The following is a 16,302-nucleotide window of genomic DNA, read 5'->3' as shown; positions in this document are numbered from 1 at the left end:
ATGGCAAAGGCCAAGCGCATGTACGGCTGCACGGAGTGCGGCGCGACCTTTCCCAAATGGGCGGGCCAGTGCGGCGAATGCGGTGCGTGGAACACCCTGACTGAAACCATGATTGAAAGCGGTGGCGCCGCAGCGCCCACCGGCCGCGCCGGTTGGACCGGGCAACAAGCGCAGATCAAGACCCTGGCCGAAGTCAGCGTCGAAGAGATCCCGCGTTTCTCCACGGCCTCCGGCGAGTTGGACCGGGTATTGGGCGGTGGCCTGGTGGACGGCTCGGTCGTGCTGATCGGCGGCGACCCCGGCATCGGTAAATCCACGATCCTGCTGCAAACCCTGTGCAGCATCGCCAGCCGCATGCCGGCGCTGTACGTCACCGGGGAAGAGTCCCAGCAACAAGTGGCCATGCGCGCCCGTCGTCTGGGCCTGCCCCAGGACCAACTGCGGGTCATGACCGAAACCTGCATCGAAAGCATCATCGCCACGGCGCGCATCGAAAAGCCCAAGGTCATGGTGATCGACTCGATCCAGACGATTTTCACCGAGCAATTGCAATCGGCGCCCGGCGGCGTATCCCAGGTGCGTGAAAGCGCGGCGCTGTTGGTGCGCTATGCCAAGCAGAGCGGCACGGCGATCTTCCTGGTCGGCCACGTGACCAAGGAAGGCGCGCTGGCCGGGCCGCGAGTGCTGGAGCACATGGTGGATACCGTGCTGTATTTCGAAGGTGAATCCGATGGCCGCCTGCGGTTGCTGCGGGCGGTGAAGAACCGTTTTGGCGCGGTAAACGAGTTGGGTGTATTTGCCATGACCGACCGCGGGCTGAAAGAAGTCTCCAATCCGTCGGCGATCTTTCTCACCCGCGCTCAGGAAGAAGTCCCGGGCAGCGTGGTGATGGCGACGTGGGAAGGCACCCGGCCGATGCTGGTGGAAGTCCAGGCGCTGGTGGATGACAGCCATCTGGCCAACCCGCGCCGGGTCACCCTCGGCCTGGACCAGAACCGCCTGGCCATGCTGTTGGCGGTATTGCACCGCCATGGCGGCATTCCGACTCACGATCAGGACGTCTTCCTCAACGTGGTGGGCGGGGTCAAGGTGCTGGAGACCGCGTCCGACCTTGCGTTGATGGCGGCGGTGATGTCCAGCCTGCGCAATCGGCCGTTGCCCCATGACTTGCTGGTGTTTGGCGAGGTGGGGTTGTCGGGCGAAGTGCGACCGGTGCCCAGTGGCCAGGAGCGCTTGAAAGAGGCGGCCAAGCATGGCTTCAAGCGGGCGATCGTGCCCAAGGGCAATGCGCCGAAGGAAATGCCGCCGGGATTGCAGGTGATCGGGGTCACGCGCCTGGAACAGGCGCTGGATGCGCTGTTCGAGTAATCAGCAACACCCTGAAGCCAATAGGGGAGGGGGCAAGCCCCCTCCCACATTTTGACCTGTGTGGATTCCAGGTTTCCAGCAATGCAGCCACCGCTGCGCCATCATCCAGCCTTTATTTCTGCTTTTTTTGCCTCGGCAAGGCTCTAGACCAAGGTAGGGGGGTGGCCTTTAAGGCCAACAGCGCTAAACTCGGGCTGGCTGTCCTTTCTGTCCACCCTGGCTGGAATATAAAAATGAAAAATAATAATAGCCTGCTACGCCATCTACCCTGGCTGGTGCTGGCAATCGTAGGAGCATGCGCCCTCGGCGTAGTGGCCTTGCGCCGCGGCGAGGCGATCAACGCCTTGTGGATTGTGGTCGCTGCGGTGGCCATCTACCTGGTCGCGTACCGGTACTACAGCCTGTTCATCGCCAATAACGTGATGCAACTGGACCCACGGCGGGCAACTCCCGCAGTGGTCAACAACGACGGTCTGGACTACGTGCCGACCAACAAACACATCCTTTTCGGTCACCACTTTGCGGCGATTGCCGGTGCGGGCCCTCTGGTCGGCCCGGTATTGGCGGCGCAAATGGGTTACCTGCCCGGTACGCTGTGGCTGATTGCCGGTGTGGTGCTGGCCGGTGCGGTGCAGGATTTCATGATCCTGTTCCTGTCCACCCGGCGTAACGGCCGTTCCCTGGGCGACATGGTCCGCGAAGAAATGGGCCGCATTCCCGGGACCATTGCGCTGTTCGGCTGCTTCCTGATCATGATCATCATCCTCGCGGTGCTGGCGCTGATCGTGGTCAAGGCCCTGGCCGAAAGCCCGTGGGGCATCTTCACGGTGATGGCGACCATCCCGATCGCAATGTTCATGGGCATTTACATGCGCTACATTCGCCCGGGCCGCATTGGCGAGATTTCGATCATCGGTGTGCTGTTGCTGCTGGGTTCGATCTGGCTGGGCGGGCAGATCGCCGCTGACCCGGTGTGGGCCAAGGCCTTCACCTTTACCGGGATCCAGATCACCTGGATGCTGATCGGCTACGGTTTTGTTGCCGCAGTACTCCCGGTGTGGCTGATCCTGGCCCCGCGTGACTACCTGTCGACCTTCCTGAAAATCGGCACCATCATCGCGCTGGCGATTGGCATCCTGGTCACCATGCCTGACCTGAAAATGCCGGCGCTTACCCAGTTCATCGACGGCACCGGTCCGGTGTGGAAGGGCGGCCTGTTCCCGTTCCTGTTCATCACCATTGCCTGCGGCGCGGTCTCCGGCTTCCATGCGCTGATCTCCTCGGGCACCACGCCCAAGCTGCTGGCCAATGAAAGCCATGCGCGCTACATCGGTTACGGCGGCATGCTGATGGAGTCGTTCGTGGCCATCATGGCGATGGTTGCCGCGTCGGTGATCGAGCCTGGCGTGTACTTCGCCATGAACAGCCCGGCGGCGATTGTCGGTAGCGACGTGGTGACCGTGGCGCAGACCGTCAGCAGCTGGGGCTTTGCAATCACCCCCGAGGCGCTGTCGGCCGTGGCCCATGACATCGGTGAAACCACCATCCTGGCCCGTGCCGGCGGTGCACCGACCCTGGCGGTCGGTATCGCGCAGATCCTGCACAGCGTACTGCCGGGTGAAAACACCATGGCGTTCTGGTACCACTTTGCGATCCTGTTCGAAGCGCTGTTCATCCTGACGGCGGTCGACGCCGGTACCCGTGCCGGTCGTTTCATGCTGCAGGACCTGCTCGGCTCCTTCGTGCCGTCGCTCAAGCGCACCGAATCCTGGACCGCCAACCTGATCGCCACCGCCGGTTGTGTGGCGATGTGGGGTTACCTGCTGTACCAGGGCGTGATCGACCCACTGGGCGGCATCAACACCTTGTGGCCGCTGTTCGGTATCTCCAACCAGATGCTGGCCGGGATCGCACTGATGCTCGCCACGGTTGTGCTGATCAAAATGAAGCGTCAGCGCTACATTTGGGTGACCTTGGTGCCGGCCGTCTGGCTGTTGATCTGCACCACCACGGCGGGCTTTATCAAGCTGTTCGACGCCAACCCGGCAATCGGCTTCCTGTCGCTGGCGAAGAAATACAGCGATGCCCTGGCCAACGGTCAGATCCTCGCCCCGGCCAAGAGCATCGACCAGATGCAGCACGTGATCTACAACGCCTACACCAACGCAACGCTGACGGCGCTGTTCCTGTTCGTGGTGTTCAGCATCCTGTTCTATGCGCTCAAGGTCGGCATTGCCGCCTGGGGCAACAAAGAGCGTACGGATAAAGAAGCGCCGTTCCAGGCCGTACCGGACGCATAACCGAGGATTGCACCCATGTTCAATGACATCAGTCGCCTCGGTAAATACCTCGGTCAGGCCGCGCGCCTGATGGTCGGCATGCCCGACTACGACACGTACGTCGAGCATATGCAAACCAAGCACCCGGACAAGCCGATGATGGACTACAAGGCGTTCTTCCGCGAACGCCAGGAGGCCCGTTACGGCGGCAAGGGTGGGCCCAAGTGCTGCTGACCCGGCACTCGGGCCAGTAGTGATTCCATGTGGGAGGGGGCTTGCCTCCGATAGCGGTGTATCAGCGACACATCAGTGCCTGACACACCGCCATCGGGGGCAAGCCCCTTCCCACATTTGTTTTGTGTTCCTTCAGACATAAGGAGAACTGTCTGTGTCCTCTCCCATTCCGGTCACCGTGCTCAGCGGCTTTCTCGGCGCCGGCAAGACCACCTTGCTGCGCCATCTGCTCAAGGCCGAACACGGCTTGAAGATCGCCGTGATCGAAAACGAATTCAGTGATGCCGGCATCGATACCCAACTGTTGGGCGCAGAGCCGGTACAGGTCATGACCCTCTCCAACGGCTGTGTGTGCTGCACCATCCATACCGATTTGACCAAGGCGCTGTACTTGCTGCTCGAGCGGCTGGACAGCGGCGAAATCGCCTTCGACCGCCTGGTGATCGAGTGCACCGGCCTGGCCGATCCCGCGCCGGTGGCCCAGACCTTTTTCATCGATGAGGAACTGCGCGAGCGCTATATCCTCGACGGCATCATCACCCTGGTGGACGCGGCCCACGCCGAGCAACACCTGACCCAGACCATCGCCCAGGCCCAGATCGGCTTTGCCGACCGCCTGCTGGTGAGCAAGCGCGACCTGGTGGACGAAGCCTCCTTCAACGCCCTCAGCGAACGCCTGACCCGCATCAATCGCCGCGCACCGATCCGGGTGGTGGAGCATGGCAAGATCGACCTCGCCGAGTTACTGGATGTGCGCGGCTTCAACCTCAACGCCGGCATGAGCCTGCGCCCGGTCAGCGCTGCGCCATCGGCCGACCGTATTTCCAGCCTGGTGCTGCGCACCGACCAACCGCTGGATATCGACCGCCTCAGTGAGTTCATGAACGAACTGCTGGAAGACCATGGCAAGCAACTGCTGCGCTACAAGGGCGTGCTGAATATTGCCGGGGAAGATCGGCGCATGGTGTTTCAGGGTGTGCTGAAGCTCTACGGCTTCGACTGGGACACCGAGTGGGCCGAGGGCGAGGCGCGGGAAAGTGTGATTGTGTTTATTGCCGATGAATTGCCGGAAGACAAGATTCGCCAAGGCTTTGCCAGGGTCTATCAACCCACCTGACTTGAAATGCAACCCAATGTGGGAGGGGGCTTGCCCCCGATAGCTGAGTGTCAGTCACCACAGGCAGCGACTGATAGATTGCCATCGGGGGCAAGCCCCCTCCCACACTTGACCGCATTTCAACTTGGAATAAAAAAGCCCGGCTCAAGAGCCGGGCTTTTTCATTCAAGCAACTGCAATCAGGCGCCGTACACCGGCAGCTTCTTGCAGATGGCCTTGACCTTCTCACGTACCGCGTCGATCACGGTTTCGTTGTTCAGGTCCGCCAGGATGTCGCAGATCCAGCCGGCCAGTTCCTTGCACTCGGCTTCCTTGAAGCCACGGGTGGTCACAGCCGGGGTGCCGAAGCGCAGGCCGGAGGTGACGAACGGTGAACGTGGGTCGTTCGGCACGGAGTTCTTGTTCACGGTGATGAAGGCTTTGCCCAGGGCAGCGTCAGCATCTTTACCGGAAATGTCCTGCTTGATCAGCGACAGCAGGAACAGGTGGTTTTCGGTACCGCCGGACACCACGTCAAAACCGCGCTCGATGAACACGCCGGCCATGGCCTTGGCGTTCTTGACCACTTGTTGCTGGTAGGTCTTGAACTCAGGCTGCAGCGCTTCCTTGAAGCAGATCGCCTTGGCCGCGATCACGTGTTCCAGCGGGCCACCCTGGGCGCCCGGGAATACGGCGGAGTTGAGCTTCTTCTCGATCTCGGCATTGGCGCGCGCCAGGATCAGGCCGCCACGTGGACCGCGCAGGGTCTTGTGGGTAGTGGTGGTGACCACATCGGCGTAAGGCACCGGGTTCGGATAGACGCCCGCAGCGACCAGGCCTGCAACGTGAGCCATGTCCACAAAGAGATAGGCGCCGACCTTGTCAGCGATTTCACGGAAGCGTGGGAAATCGAGGATCTGCGAGTAGGCGGAGAAACCGGCCACGATCATTTTTGGCTTGTGCTCGACCGCCAGGCGCTCGACTTCGTCGTAGTCGATCAGGCCGTTGGCATCGATACCGTATTGAACGGCGTTGTACAGCTTGCCGGAGGAGGACACGCTGGCGCCGTGGGTCAGGTGGCCGCCGTGGGCCAGGCTCATGCCCAGGATGGTGTCGCCACCTTGCAGCAGGGCCAGGTACACGGCGCTGTTGGCCTGGGAGCCGGCGTGGGGCTGGACGTTGGCGTAATCGGCGCCGAACAGCTCTTTGGCACGGTCGATGGCCAGTTGCTCAACCACGTCGACGTATTCGCAACCGCCGTAGTAGCGCTTGCCTGGGTAACCTTCGGCGTACTTGTTGGTCAGCACCGAACCTTGAGCCTCCATCACCGCAGGGCTGGTGTAGTTTTCCGAAGCGATCAGCTCAATGTGCTCTTCCTGGCGCACGGCTTCTTGCTCCATGGCGGCGAAGAGATCGGCGTCGTACTTGGCAATAGTCAAATCACGGCTGAACATGGCGGTCCTCAAGGATCGGGGGCAGAAAAGGAGGGCATTCTAACCCAATGGGTTTTGGATGGCATATGAAAGGACATCATGTCGCGGACAAGTGGGGCTCATCTGGGTGTGGGTGGTGACTGTGCCGGCCTCATCGGGGGCAAGTCCCCTCCCACACTTGAATGTGTTCGCAGATCAAAATGTGGGAGGGGGCTTGCCCCCGATGAGGCCAGTGGCCTCACCACACATCTCAGTCAAACATGAACAGCGCATCATTGCTGAACTGCGCCTCGAACCGATTCGCCGGCATCGGCCGCCCGAACAGGTAGCCCTGCACTTCATCGCAGCCATGCTCGCGCAGGAAGTCCAACTGCTCGTGGGTTTCCACGCCCTCGGCGATCACCGCCAGGTTCAGGCTGTGGGCCATGGCGATGATGGCGCGGGCGATCTGCGCATCCTGCTCGCCGGAGGGCAGGCCGTCGACGAAGGTGCGGTCGATCTTCAGGACGTCGATGGGGAATTGCTTGAGGTAGTTGAGCGATGAATAACCGGTGCCGAAGTCGTCGACCGCAATGCTCAGCCCCAGGTTTTTCAGGCTGGCGAGGATCTGCATGGCTTCGTTGACTTCGCGCATCAGGATACTTTCGGTCAGCTCCAGCTCCAGGCACGCCGGTGGCAGGCCGGTGTCCTTGAGGATGGTGGCGATGCGCGTGCCCAGCTGCCCGTCGGAGAACTGTCGCGCCGAGATGTTGACCGAGACTTTCGGCACCCGCACTTTGTTCTGGTGCCAGGTCTTGAGCTGGCGACAGGCTTCGCTGATCACCCAATCGCCCACATCCACCACCAGCCCCAGCTCTTCGAGCACCGGAATGAAATCCCCCGGCGGCACCAGGCCGCGGCGTGGATGGCGCCAGCGCAGCAGGGCTTCGGCGCCGGTCAGGCGTTTGCCGTCGCCGCTGAACTGCGGCTGGTAATAGAGCACGAATTCGTCCTGTTCCAGGGCGTGGCGCAGGTCGCTTTCCAGTTCCAGGCGCTCCAGGGCGCTGGCGTTCATGTCGGCCTGGTAGAACTGGAAGTTGTTCTTGCCGCGCTCCTTGGCGTGGTACATCGCCGTGTCGGCGTTTTTCATCAGCTGGCTCAGCTCGTTACCGTCCTGGGGGCTCAAGGCGATGCCGATGCTGGCGGTCACGAAGAACTCGCGGCCTTCGAGCACGAACGGCTTCACCAGGCTGGCCAGGATCTGTTCGGCCACAGTGATGGCACGGTTCAGCGCCATTTCGCGGTTGATACGCGGTTGCAGCAGCAGGGTGAACTCGTCGCCGCCCATCCGTGCCACGGTGTCGTCTTCGGCCACGCAACCGAGCAGGCGCGTGGCCATTTCCTTGAGCATACGGTCGCCCGCGGCATGGCCCAGGGAGTCGTTGATCGGCTTGAAACGGTCAAGGTCGAGGAACATCAGCACCACCCACGATTTCTGCCGCTCGGCCGACTGCAACGCGGTGTGCAGGCGGTCCTGGAACAGCGTGCGGTTGGGCAGGTGGGTCAAGGCGTCGTAGTAGGCCAGGCGGTGGATGCGCTGTTCGCTGGCCTTGCGCTCGCTGATATCGCTGAAGAAACACACGTAGCTGGCCAGGTCGCCTTCATCATCGAACACTGCCGTGATACCGACCCAGGCCGGGTAGTGCTCGCCATTGCGGCGCTTGAGCCACACTTCACCTTCCCAGGTGCTGTGCTGGTGCAATTGCTTGAGCACGTAGCGCAGGTGGGCTTCCTGCTGTTCATCGACGGTGAGCATGTTCGGCAACTGGTCGAGTACATCGCTGACGGCGTAACCGCTGACCCGGCTGAAGGCTTCGTTGGCCTGTACGATATAGCCGGCCGGGTCGGTGATCAGGATCGCCGAGGTGGAGTGTTCGAACACCGTGGCCGCCATGCGCAGGTCTTTTTCCGCGCGGCGTTGCTGGCTGATATCACGGCCGACGCCGAGGATGCCTTCAAACGCGCCATGTTCGTCCCACACCAGCACCACGCGCAGCTCGATCGGCACTTTGCGCCCATCGGCGCGCAGGCAGTCGAACAGGAACAGTTGGGTCTGCACCTCATCGCGCAGGCTGTTCAGCGCCTCGGGATTACCCACGGCACGGCTGACCTGTTCCATCAGGCCGTAAATGCCGGTGAGCTGCTGCGGGTTGGCAATGATCGACTGCCAGCCGTTCTTGAACACCCAGTCCACGTCGTACCCCAGCACGGCGTTGACCGATGGGCTGACGTAGTTGAGGGCCAGTCGGCTGTCGGTGGAACAGATCACGTCACTGATGCTTTCGGCCAGCATGCGGTAGCGTTGTTCGCTGTCGCGCAGGGATTCGCTGGCCTCGATCTGGTCGGTGATGTCCTTGGCCACGCCGATGATCCGTGTGACCACCGCCGAGGTGTCCGTGGCCAGGGCCTGCTCGCGAATGTCGAAGCGTCGCCACTGGTTGTTGCGGTGACGAAAGCGCAGCTGGCAGTGCAGTTGGGTCGTATAACCCACCTCGCGTTGCTGTTGACGCGCGTCCTGGTAATGTTCGGCGTCTTCGGGGTGCAGCAGGATTTCCCAGAAGTACTCGCCCATTTTCTGCAGTTCGGCCTTGTTGTAGCCGAGGGTATGGCCCAGGTGATGGTTGCTGAAGATCATGCGCTGGCTGACCACGTCCTGCACATACAGGTGGTCGGGCACGGTGCGTACCACATCCGACCAGAAACTCTCGCGCTCGACCAGTGACAGCTCGATCAGCTTGCGGCTGGTGATATCGCTGATGCTGAGGATGACCGCCCTGATGTCATCCTGCTGTTCCGGCAAACGCATGACCAGCCACAGGTATTGTTCATTGCCCGTCACATCGTTGAGCTGGATTTCCAGCTCCAGTTGTTTTTGCCGGGTCAGTACGGCTTCCAGCACTTGGTGGCCGATCGAGGTGGCATTGTGCGGGCCATCGTCAATCAGGCGCTCCCAGGCCTGCTCGCAGGAGCTGACGCCCAACAGGCGCACCGCCATCTGGTTGATCTCGGTGACGCGCAACTCCTTGAGCAGTTTGCGCCGCTCGGCGGGGTTGGCCTGCATCCAGGCGTGCAATTGTTCGCTGTCCTGCACCTGGGTCTTGTCGCAGAACGCCTTCACGCCCGACAGATCGAGTACGCACAAGGCCACGCCGGTGCCTTCGAAAATATCCTGGTAACGTCGGCGGCCTTCATTCACCTGGCGCTGGCGCCGGCGCATGTTCAGCAGCACGATCACCGGGATCAGCGAAAATGCCAGGCCCAGCAGGCATTTGCCGATAAAGGCCGGCAGCAGTTGTTCGAGCACCGCGCTGCGGTCGAACAGCCCGTGCAGTTGCCAGTCACTTTTGCTCAAGGGTGTGACCAGCACACTTTTATTCAACTCGTCCGGGGTCAACGCAGTGGCCCAGGGTGCTGGCATGCCGCTGTCGCGGCTGACCATGCGGTGGTTCAGGCGGTTCTCGATCGCCCACATCGGGCGCTGGCCCTGCGCATCCTGGCGCGTCAGGTTGGCCAGGTAAGTGGGCGTCAGGCGCAGTGCCCAGTACAGTTTCGAGCCACCGCTGGGCTGGTGCAGCAACAGATAGATGACGGTGCCGTCGCTGTCGTTGCTCAGGTAATAGGCTTGGGCGTGGCTGCGCTTGACCAGTTCTTCGAGCAGGGCGCTGTCCTGGCTGTCGCCGGCGGTGTCGCTGATCAGCGCGCCGCTGGGGGCGAGCAGGGCGAAGCTGCGCAATTCGGGAAATGAGCGCTGCAACGTGCGCATCAGGGCCTGTTGTTGTTCGGCGTTGCGCGGTGGCTCGACCATCGGCAGCAGATTCAAGGCGATCTGTGCGCTCAGGGCCATGTTCTGGCTGATCTGCTCGGCCAGGTCGGCGCTGTAGTCGATGGTGTATTGCTGCTGGTTTTTCTGGTTTTGCTGCAATTGGTCGAGCAGTTGCCAGAACAATAACGCGAGCAACACCAGCACAAGCGTCGCCAACGCGCCTTTAAAGGTGCCGTGCAGGGGCGCTCCTGGCGCTAGATGAGCGGCGCGCAAGGGCGTGGGCGGCGTGACTTTGGACAAGCTGTGATCCTGCGGTTGGCTGGACTGGCGCGCGACGTGCACTATAAGCCGGACGCCCGGAGGGCGGCTAGCATGCCTTGAGTTGTGGCAAAGTGCCAGTCCCGCCTGGCTGGACTGCCCCAGCGCATTCAGGTAGCTTTGCCGGTTACGCGGGGGCGTTCCAGCCCCAGATATTCAGGCTTTTTTTCGCTCGCAGGCATTGATGATAGTCAACGGCCCGCGCGGCGCATGGCCTGGCACGGGCTTCGTCCGCATAATTCATCAGTCACTGACGCTAGGTTCACCATGGCTCAATACGTCTTCACCATGCATCGGCTGGGAAAAGTTGTTCCGCCGAAGCGGGAAATCCTGAAAAATATTTCGCTGTCCTTCTTCCCTGGCGCCAAGATCGGCGTGCTCGGCCTCAACGGTTCGGGTAAATCCACGCTGCTGAAAATCATGGCCGGCGTCGACACCGAGTTCGAAGGCGAAGCCCGCCCGATGCCGGAGCTGAACATCGGCTACCTGCCCCAGGAGCCGATCCTGGACCCCACCAAGACCGTGCGTGAAGTGGTCGAAGAGGCCGTCAGCGTGATCAAGGACGCCCAGGCGCGCCTGGACGAGGTCTACGCCGCCTACGCCGAGCCGGATGCCGACTTCGACAAGCTGGCCGCCGAACAGGCCAAGCTCGAAGCCATCCTGCAGGCCGGCGACGGTCATAACCTGGAGCGCCAGCTCGAAGTCGCCGCCGACGCCCTGCGCCTGCCGGCCTGGGACGCCAAGGTCGAGTTCCTGTCCGGTGGCGAGAAGCGCCGTGTTGCCCTGTGCCGCCTGCTGCTGTCGGCTCCCGACATGCTGCTGCTCGACGAACCGACCAACCACCTGGACGCCGATTCCGTCGCCTGGCTGGAGCACTTCCTGCACGATTTCCCGGGCACCGTGGTAGCGATCACGCACGACCGTTACTTCCTCGACAACGTCGCCGGCTGGATCCTCGAACTCGACCGTGGCGCCGGTATCCCTTACGAGGGCAACTACTCCGGTTGGCTGGAAGCCAAGTCCGACCGTCTGGCCGCCGAATCCAAGCAGCAGTCGGCCCATGAAAAAGCCATGAAGGAAGAACTGGAGTGGGTGCGCAAAGGCGCCAAGGCCCGCCAGTCCAAATCCAAGGCCCGTCTGCAACGCTTTGAAGAAATGCAGTCGCAGGAATTCCAGAAGCGCAGCGAGACCAACGAGATCTACATCCCGGCCGGTCCGCGCCTGGGTGACAAGGTCATCGAGTTCAAGAACGTTTCCAAAGGCTATGGCGACCGCGTGCTGATCGACAACCTGTCGTTCTCCATGCCAAAAGGCGCGATCGTCGGCGTTATCGGCGGTAACGGTGCGGGTAAATCCACGCTGTTCCGCATGCTGATGGGCAAGGAAACCCCGGATTCGGGCAGCATCGAGATCGGCGAAACCGTGCAGCTGGCCTGTGTGGACCAGAGCCGTGAAGACCTCGATGGCAGCAAGACGGTGTTCCAGCAGATTTCCGACGGCTCCGACCAGATCCGTATCGGCAACTATGAAATCCCGGCGCGTACCTATGTGGGTCGCTTCAACTTCAAGGGCGGAGACCAGCAGAAGTTCGTCAAGGACCTGTCCGGTGGTGAGCGTGGCCGCTTGCACCTGGCCCTGACCTTGAAAGAGGGCGGCAACGTGTTGCTGCTCGACGAACCGTCCAACGACCTCGACGTTGAAACCCTGCGTTCCCTGGAAGAAGCCCTACTGGACTTCCCGGGCGCCGCCATTGTGATCTCTCACGATCGGTGGTTCCTTGACCGCGTGGCGACTCACATCCTGGCTTACGAGGATGATTCGCAAGCGGTGTTCTTCGAAGGTAACTACACCGAGTACGAGGCGGACCGGAAAAAGCGCCTGGGCGAAGCCGCTGCCCAACCGCACCGGGTACGCCACAAGAAACTGGCCTGATTCGGCAACGGGCGCCGCTTCGGCGGCGCCTGTACGCAGCAGCCTGTAGAAAAATACCCCTCGCGTAGGGTAATGCTGTTCAGTTAAGCGTACATCGCCCTCTGTAGGAGCGAGCTTGCTCGCGAAAAACGTCAACGATAACGCGTGATTCCTGATTGAACGCGGCGCCTGGGGTTTTTCGCGAGCAAGCTCGCTCCTACAAAAACTGAACGGCATTACCCTCGCGCAGGGGTATTTTTTTGCCCGGATTATGCCGGCGGCGCCAGCGCCGGTCGGCCTTGCAGCAATTCTCCGACCACGCCCATGAACGCCTCGACCAGCAGCGAGCGTGATTGCGAGCGCGTGAGGATCAGCAGGTGCACCCAGGCTTCGGGGTCTGCCAATGGTCGGTAGACCACGCCTTGCCTGGCCAGCGTGCGGGTGCACTGGGGCACCAGCGAGACACCCTGGCCTGCCGCCACCAGGGCGATGATCGAGGTGATCTGGCGCCCCGCGGGGCCCGGGCGCAGCGCCAGGCCGTGGCGTTGATACAGCTGCTCGATGGAACCGTTGAGGCCCGAACCGTAATCGCTGGGAAACAGAATCAACGGGAACTCACTGAGCTGGGCGAGGGTGACTTCGTCCTGGCCCGCTAATGGGTTGTCGCTGCAAAGCGCTGCGACCAGGGGTTCCTGCCCCAACGACAACACCTGGACGTCGGTTTGCCCGGGCTCCGGCAGCAGGCGGCTCATGCCGATGTCGATGCGACCGTCCAGCACGTGCGCATGCAGGCTGCCGGAAGCGCTCTCCACCAGGGTCAGTTGCACTTCGGGAAAACGCTGGGCGAAGGCTCGCAGGGTTTGGCTGAACAGCTCCGACAGCGCGATGGAGCTGGCATAGCCCACCACCAGTTGGCCGGTGGCGCCGGCGGCCAGCTTGGCGGCGATGTCCTGCGCGAGCCGGGCGTGCTCCAGCGCGGCGCGGGCATAGGGTAGAAAGTGCCGGCCCTGGGCGGTCAGGGTGACCGTGCGGCTGGTGCGGTCGAACAGACGAAAGCCGAGCTCGGTTTCCAGGGCCGAGATCTGCCGCGTCAGGGGCGGCTGGGCAAGGTGCAGGCGCTGCGCCGCACGGCCGAAGTGCAGCTCTTCGGCGACCGTCAGGAAGTAACGTAACTTGCGTAGATCAAGCATTCTGTTTCCTGGGTATTGATCGGTCCGAATTCGGTATTGGTGTTCGCCACGCTGGGCATTCTATAAAGATCCTCGACAATAAGACGAGAGGTCCCATGAACCCGCGCTTGCATCACGCCCGCCTCGCCGTGTTCCTGTGTGGCTGTGCGGCGTTCCTCAATCTCTACGCGACCCAGAGCATCCTGCCTGTGTTTGCCCAAAGCTTCCAGGTGAGCGCCCGGCAGGCCGGGTGGAGCATTACCGTGACCACCCTGGCGGTGGCGTTGACTGCGCCGTTTGTCGGGCGCCTGACCGGACGTTTCGAGCAACGCACAGTGATTGTCGCGGCCGCCTTGCTGCTGGCGCTGCCGACGCTGCTGACGGCCTATGTGGACAGTTTTGCCGAGCTGCTGGTGTGGCGGTTTATCGAGGGTATGTTGATCCCGGTGGTGTTCGCCACCAGCGTGGCCTATATCGGCGACCGCTGGCGCGCAGCGACCGTCACCGAGATCACCAGCCTGTACGTCGCGGGTACGGTGCTCGGCGGGTTTGCCGGGCGCTTTGTCTCCGGGGTCATGACCCAATACGTCGGCTGGCGCGAAGCCTTCGAGCTGTTGGCGGTGATCAGCCTGGCAATCGGCATGCTGATCCTGTGGCTGCTGCCGGCCAATCCAGTGGCACGTCCCAACCTCGCGGCCGTGGGCGCGCACGGGGTGCGCCGGCTCCTGCGTAAACCCTTGCTGGCGGCCTATGGCGTCGGTTTCTGTGTGCTGTTCTCGCAAATCGCCACCTTTACCTATGCCGGGCTGTATCTCAGCCAGGCACCATTCAACCTGGGCGCCGCCGCCTTGGGGACACTGTATGCCGTGTTCCTGCTGGCGCTGGTGGTGATTCCCATTGCCGGGCGCTTGAGCAAATCGCGACCGCAATCGCAGTTATTGAGCGCCGCCGTGGCCCTCGGGCTCTGCGGGTCGGCCCTGACCTTGTTGCCGTCCCTGTGGCTGATCGTGCTGGGCCTGGCCCTGAGCTCGACCGGCGTATTCCTGGCCCAGGCCTGCGCCAACGCCTACATCGCCACTACGGCCGGGCAGGACAAATCCGGCGCCGTGGGCCTGTACCTGACCGGCTATTACCTGGGCGGCAGCGCCGGCGCCGTGGCCCCGGCGCTGCTCTGGGAGCAGTGGGGCTGGCCGGGCTGCGTGGCATTGATCGCAGGCTTTCAGGTGTTGTCGCTGGTGATCGCCCTGCTGGGCTGGAAACCGGTAAACACCCAGGCACCGATCGCCGGGCAACGCGGCAAACCGGCCTGATTTTTTCATCCAATAAAGGACTATGAGAGGTGAATATGACTGACACCCTGATCAAGCGCAGCCAGCTGTTGAAAATCATTGAACCGGTATTGAATGACATGCCGGCCAGTACCTTGCGTCATGCCCTGTTCGAAACCGTTTGGGCTCAGGAAGAGGCGCTGATGGCTATCGAAGAGGCTTTTGCGCGACTCACCTCGCGTCGGCATTCGCCGGCGGTACTGCGCAAGTTCTTCGCCAGTTGGTCCAAGACCAATAATTCGGCGGCCAGTGTGTCCGGCCTGGCCAACCGGATTACCTTGCTGGCGCGTTCCGACGCCGGCTCCGCTGCCGCCGCGCAGCTGTACCGTGCCTGCGGCAGCCTGCAGCGCATTACCGATGAAGACTTGGGCGCGTTGGGCAACACTGTGCACGCGGACCTGTTCTACACCATGGCGACCGCGCTGTGCGGCGATGACCAGTGGATGTTGAAGGACAATTGCCTGCCCTCGGCCCAGGCCTTCAAGGATTGGACCGACAGCCGTCGCCTGCGTGATCGCGACCTGTTGCAGGGCTTGCTGACCACGTTGATCCACGAGGTGTATACCCACGGCGAAGTGGAGTTCATCCATCCGATGTACTCGCAGTGGTTCGTACGGGACATGGGCGTGCCGCCGGAAAAATCCCGTGCGACGGTGGCCTGGGTCACCGTGCACACCGGCGGCACCGAGAGCAACCATTTCGCCCATGCGGTGGCGGCGGTGAACGAGTTCACCAGCGCCCTGCAGGTTGAAGTGGACCCCGCCACGGCGCGCGACATTTTTGCCGAATACCTGCAGCGTAAAGCCAGCGTGATGAACGACTGTGCGAAGTTGCTGGGTTGACCCGGCATTCTGCCTGAGAGCCACTGACCCGAATGAACACCCTGAAGCACACCGTAGCCCCGTCGTTGTCGCCGCCTGACCCGGCAAGCGTGCGTCGCCGTTCCCTGGTGGCCGGTTGCGGCGCGCATGCCGTGCACGATGGGCTGACCGATGTGATCTACGTGCTGTTGCCGATCTGGCAAGCGCAGTTCGGCCTCAGCTACGCCCAGGTCGGCCTGTTGCGCGGTGCCTATGCGGGCATGATGGCCGGTTTCCAGCTACTGGCCAGCCGCGCTGCGACGCGCTGGGGGCGCGAACGTCTGCTGGTGGGCGGCACTGCGCTGGCGGGCCTGGCCTATCTGCTGGCCGGCCAGGCTGGTGGGCTGGCGGTGCTGCTGGTGGCGCTGCTGCTGGGCGGTCTGGGTGCAAGTACGCAGCACCCGCTGGCTTCGTCGCTGATCACCGATACCCACGAAGCGGGCGGGGGCGTCAAACAAGCGCTGTCGCAATACAACTTCAGCGGGGATATCGGCAAGACCCTGA

The 16,302-nt window shown here is 62.3% G+C and carries 11 protein-coding genes; 8 read left to right on the top strand and 3 right to left on the bottom strand.

Annotated features, from left to right (window positions below; genetic code table 11):
- The 4 genes from radA to yjiA all read left to right on the top strand — a co-directional run bounded on the left by radA (nucleotide 1) and on the right by yjiA (nucleotide 4,998).
- Nucleotides 1–1,368 (top strand): DNA repair protein RadA, encoded by a 1,368-nt coding sequence (gene radA / locus BFQ00_RS07385; RefSeq protein ID WP_032884669.1) that lies wholly within the window; start codon nucleotides 1–3, stop codon nucleotides 1,366–1,368.
- A gap of 233 nt (nucleotides 1,369–1,601) precedes the next feature.
- Nucleotides 1,602–3,668, top strand: coding sequence for a carbon starvation CstA family protein (locus tag BFQ00_RS07380; RefSeq protein ID WP_065886913.1), 2,067 nt, complete (start codon nucleotides 1,602–1,604; stop codon nucleotides 3,666–3,668).
- Between the two features lie 15 nt (nucleotides 3,669–3,683).
- Nucleotides 3,684–3,881 (top strand): YbdD/YjiX family protein, encoded by a 198-nt coding sequence (locus tag BFQ00_RS07375; RefSeq protein WP_003176208.1) that lies wholly within the window; start codon nucleotides 3,684–3,686, stop codon nucleotides 3,879–3,881.
- Nucleotides 3,882–4,035: 154 nt separating this feature from the next.
- Nucleotides 4,036–4,998 (top strand): GTPase, encoded by a 963-nt coding sequence (yjiA, locus tag BFQ00_RS07370; RefSeq protein WP_065933054.1) that lies wholly within the window; start codon nucleotides 4,036–4,038, stop codon nucleotides 4,996–4,998.
- A gap of 179 nt (nucleotides 4,999–5,177) precedes the next feature.
- Here the strand turns inward: yjiA and glyA are convergent, their stop codons facing one another.
- The gene (gene glyA / locus BFQ00_RS07365) at nucleotides 5,178–6,431 is read right to left on the bottom strand and encodes a serine hydroxymethyltransferase (RefSeq protein WP_065933053.1); all 1,254 of its coding nucleotides are present in this window, start codon (nucleotides 6,429–6,431) and stop codon (nucleotides 5,178–5,180) included.
- A gap of 229 nt (nucleotides 6,432–6,660) precedes the next feature.
- On the bottom strand, nucleotides 6,661–10,512 hold the full coding sequence (locus BFQ00_RS07360; protein ID WP_065933077.1) for a sensor domain-containing protein: 3,852 nt from the start codon (nucleotides 10,510–10,512) through the stop codon (nucleotides 6,661–6,663).
- Nucleotides 10,513–10,797: 285 nt separating this feature from the next.
- Between BFQ00_RS07360 and ettA the strand changes: the two genes are divergently transcribed.
- Nucleotides 10,798–12,462, top strand: a complete 1,665-nt coding sequence (gene ettA / locus BFQ00_RS07355) for an energy-dependent translational throttle protein EttA (protein WP_065886915.1) — start codon at nucleotides 10,798–10,800, stop codon at nucleotides 12,460–12,462.
- Nucleotides 12,463–12,710: 248 nt separating this feature from the next.
- Here the strand turns inward: ettA and BFQ00_RS07350 are convergent, their stop codons facing one another.
- A complete protein-coding gene (locus tag BFQ00_RS07350) occupies nucleotides 12,711–13,631 on the bottom strand; it encodes a LysR family transcriptional regulator (RefSeq protein ID WP_065933052.1) in 921 nt (306 codons plus the stop codon).
- A 95-nt stretch (nucleotides 13,632–13,726) separates the two neighbouring features.
- Here BFQ00_RS07350 and BFQ00_RS07345 point away from each other — a divergent pair, with 95 nt between their 5' ends.
- The 3 genes from BFQ00_RS07345 to BFQ00_RS07335 form a co-directional block, all read left to right on the top strand.
- Nucleotides 13,727–14,920: an MFS transporter gene (locus BFQ00_RS07345; RefSeq protein ID WP_065933051.1), complete on the top strand. Its 1,194-nt coding sequence runs from the start codon at nucleotides 13,727–13,729 to the stop codon at nucleotides 14,918–14,920.
- Between the two features lie 35 nt (nucleotides 14,921–14,955).
- Complete coding sequence (locus BFQ00_RS07340) at nucleotides 14,956–15,780, top strand: hypothetical protein (protein ID WP_065933050.1); 825 nt, start codon at nucleotides 14,956–14,958, stop codon at nucleotides 15,778–15,780.
- 32 nt (nucleotides 15,781–15,812) lie between these two features.
- The coding region (locus tag BFQ00_RS07335) for an MFS transporter (RefSeq protein ID WP_139114974.1) at nucleotides 15,813–16,302 on the top strand (490 nt) is incomplete at its 3' end.

The sequence above is a fragment of the Pseudomonas sp. 28 E 9 genome (assembly GCF_900004785.1).
In the GTDB taxonomy this organism is placed as follows: domain Bacteria; phylum Pseudomonadota; class Gammaproteobacteria; order Pseudomonadales; family Pseudomonadaceae; genus Aquipseudomonas; species Aquipseudomonas orientalis_A.
The sequence above is the reverse complement of the archived record's forward strand: the minus strand, read 5'-3'. Positions and strand labels throughout refer to the sequence as shown.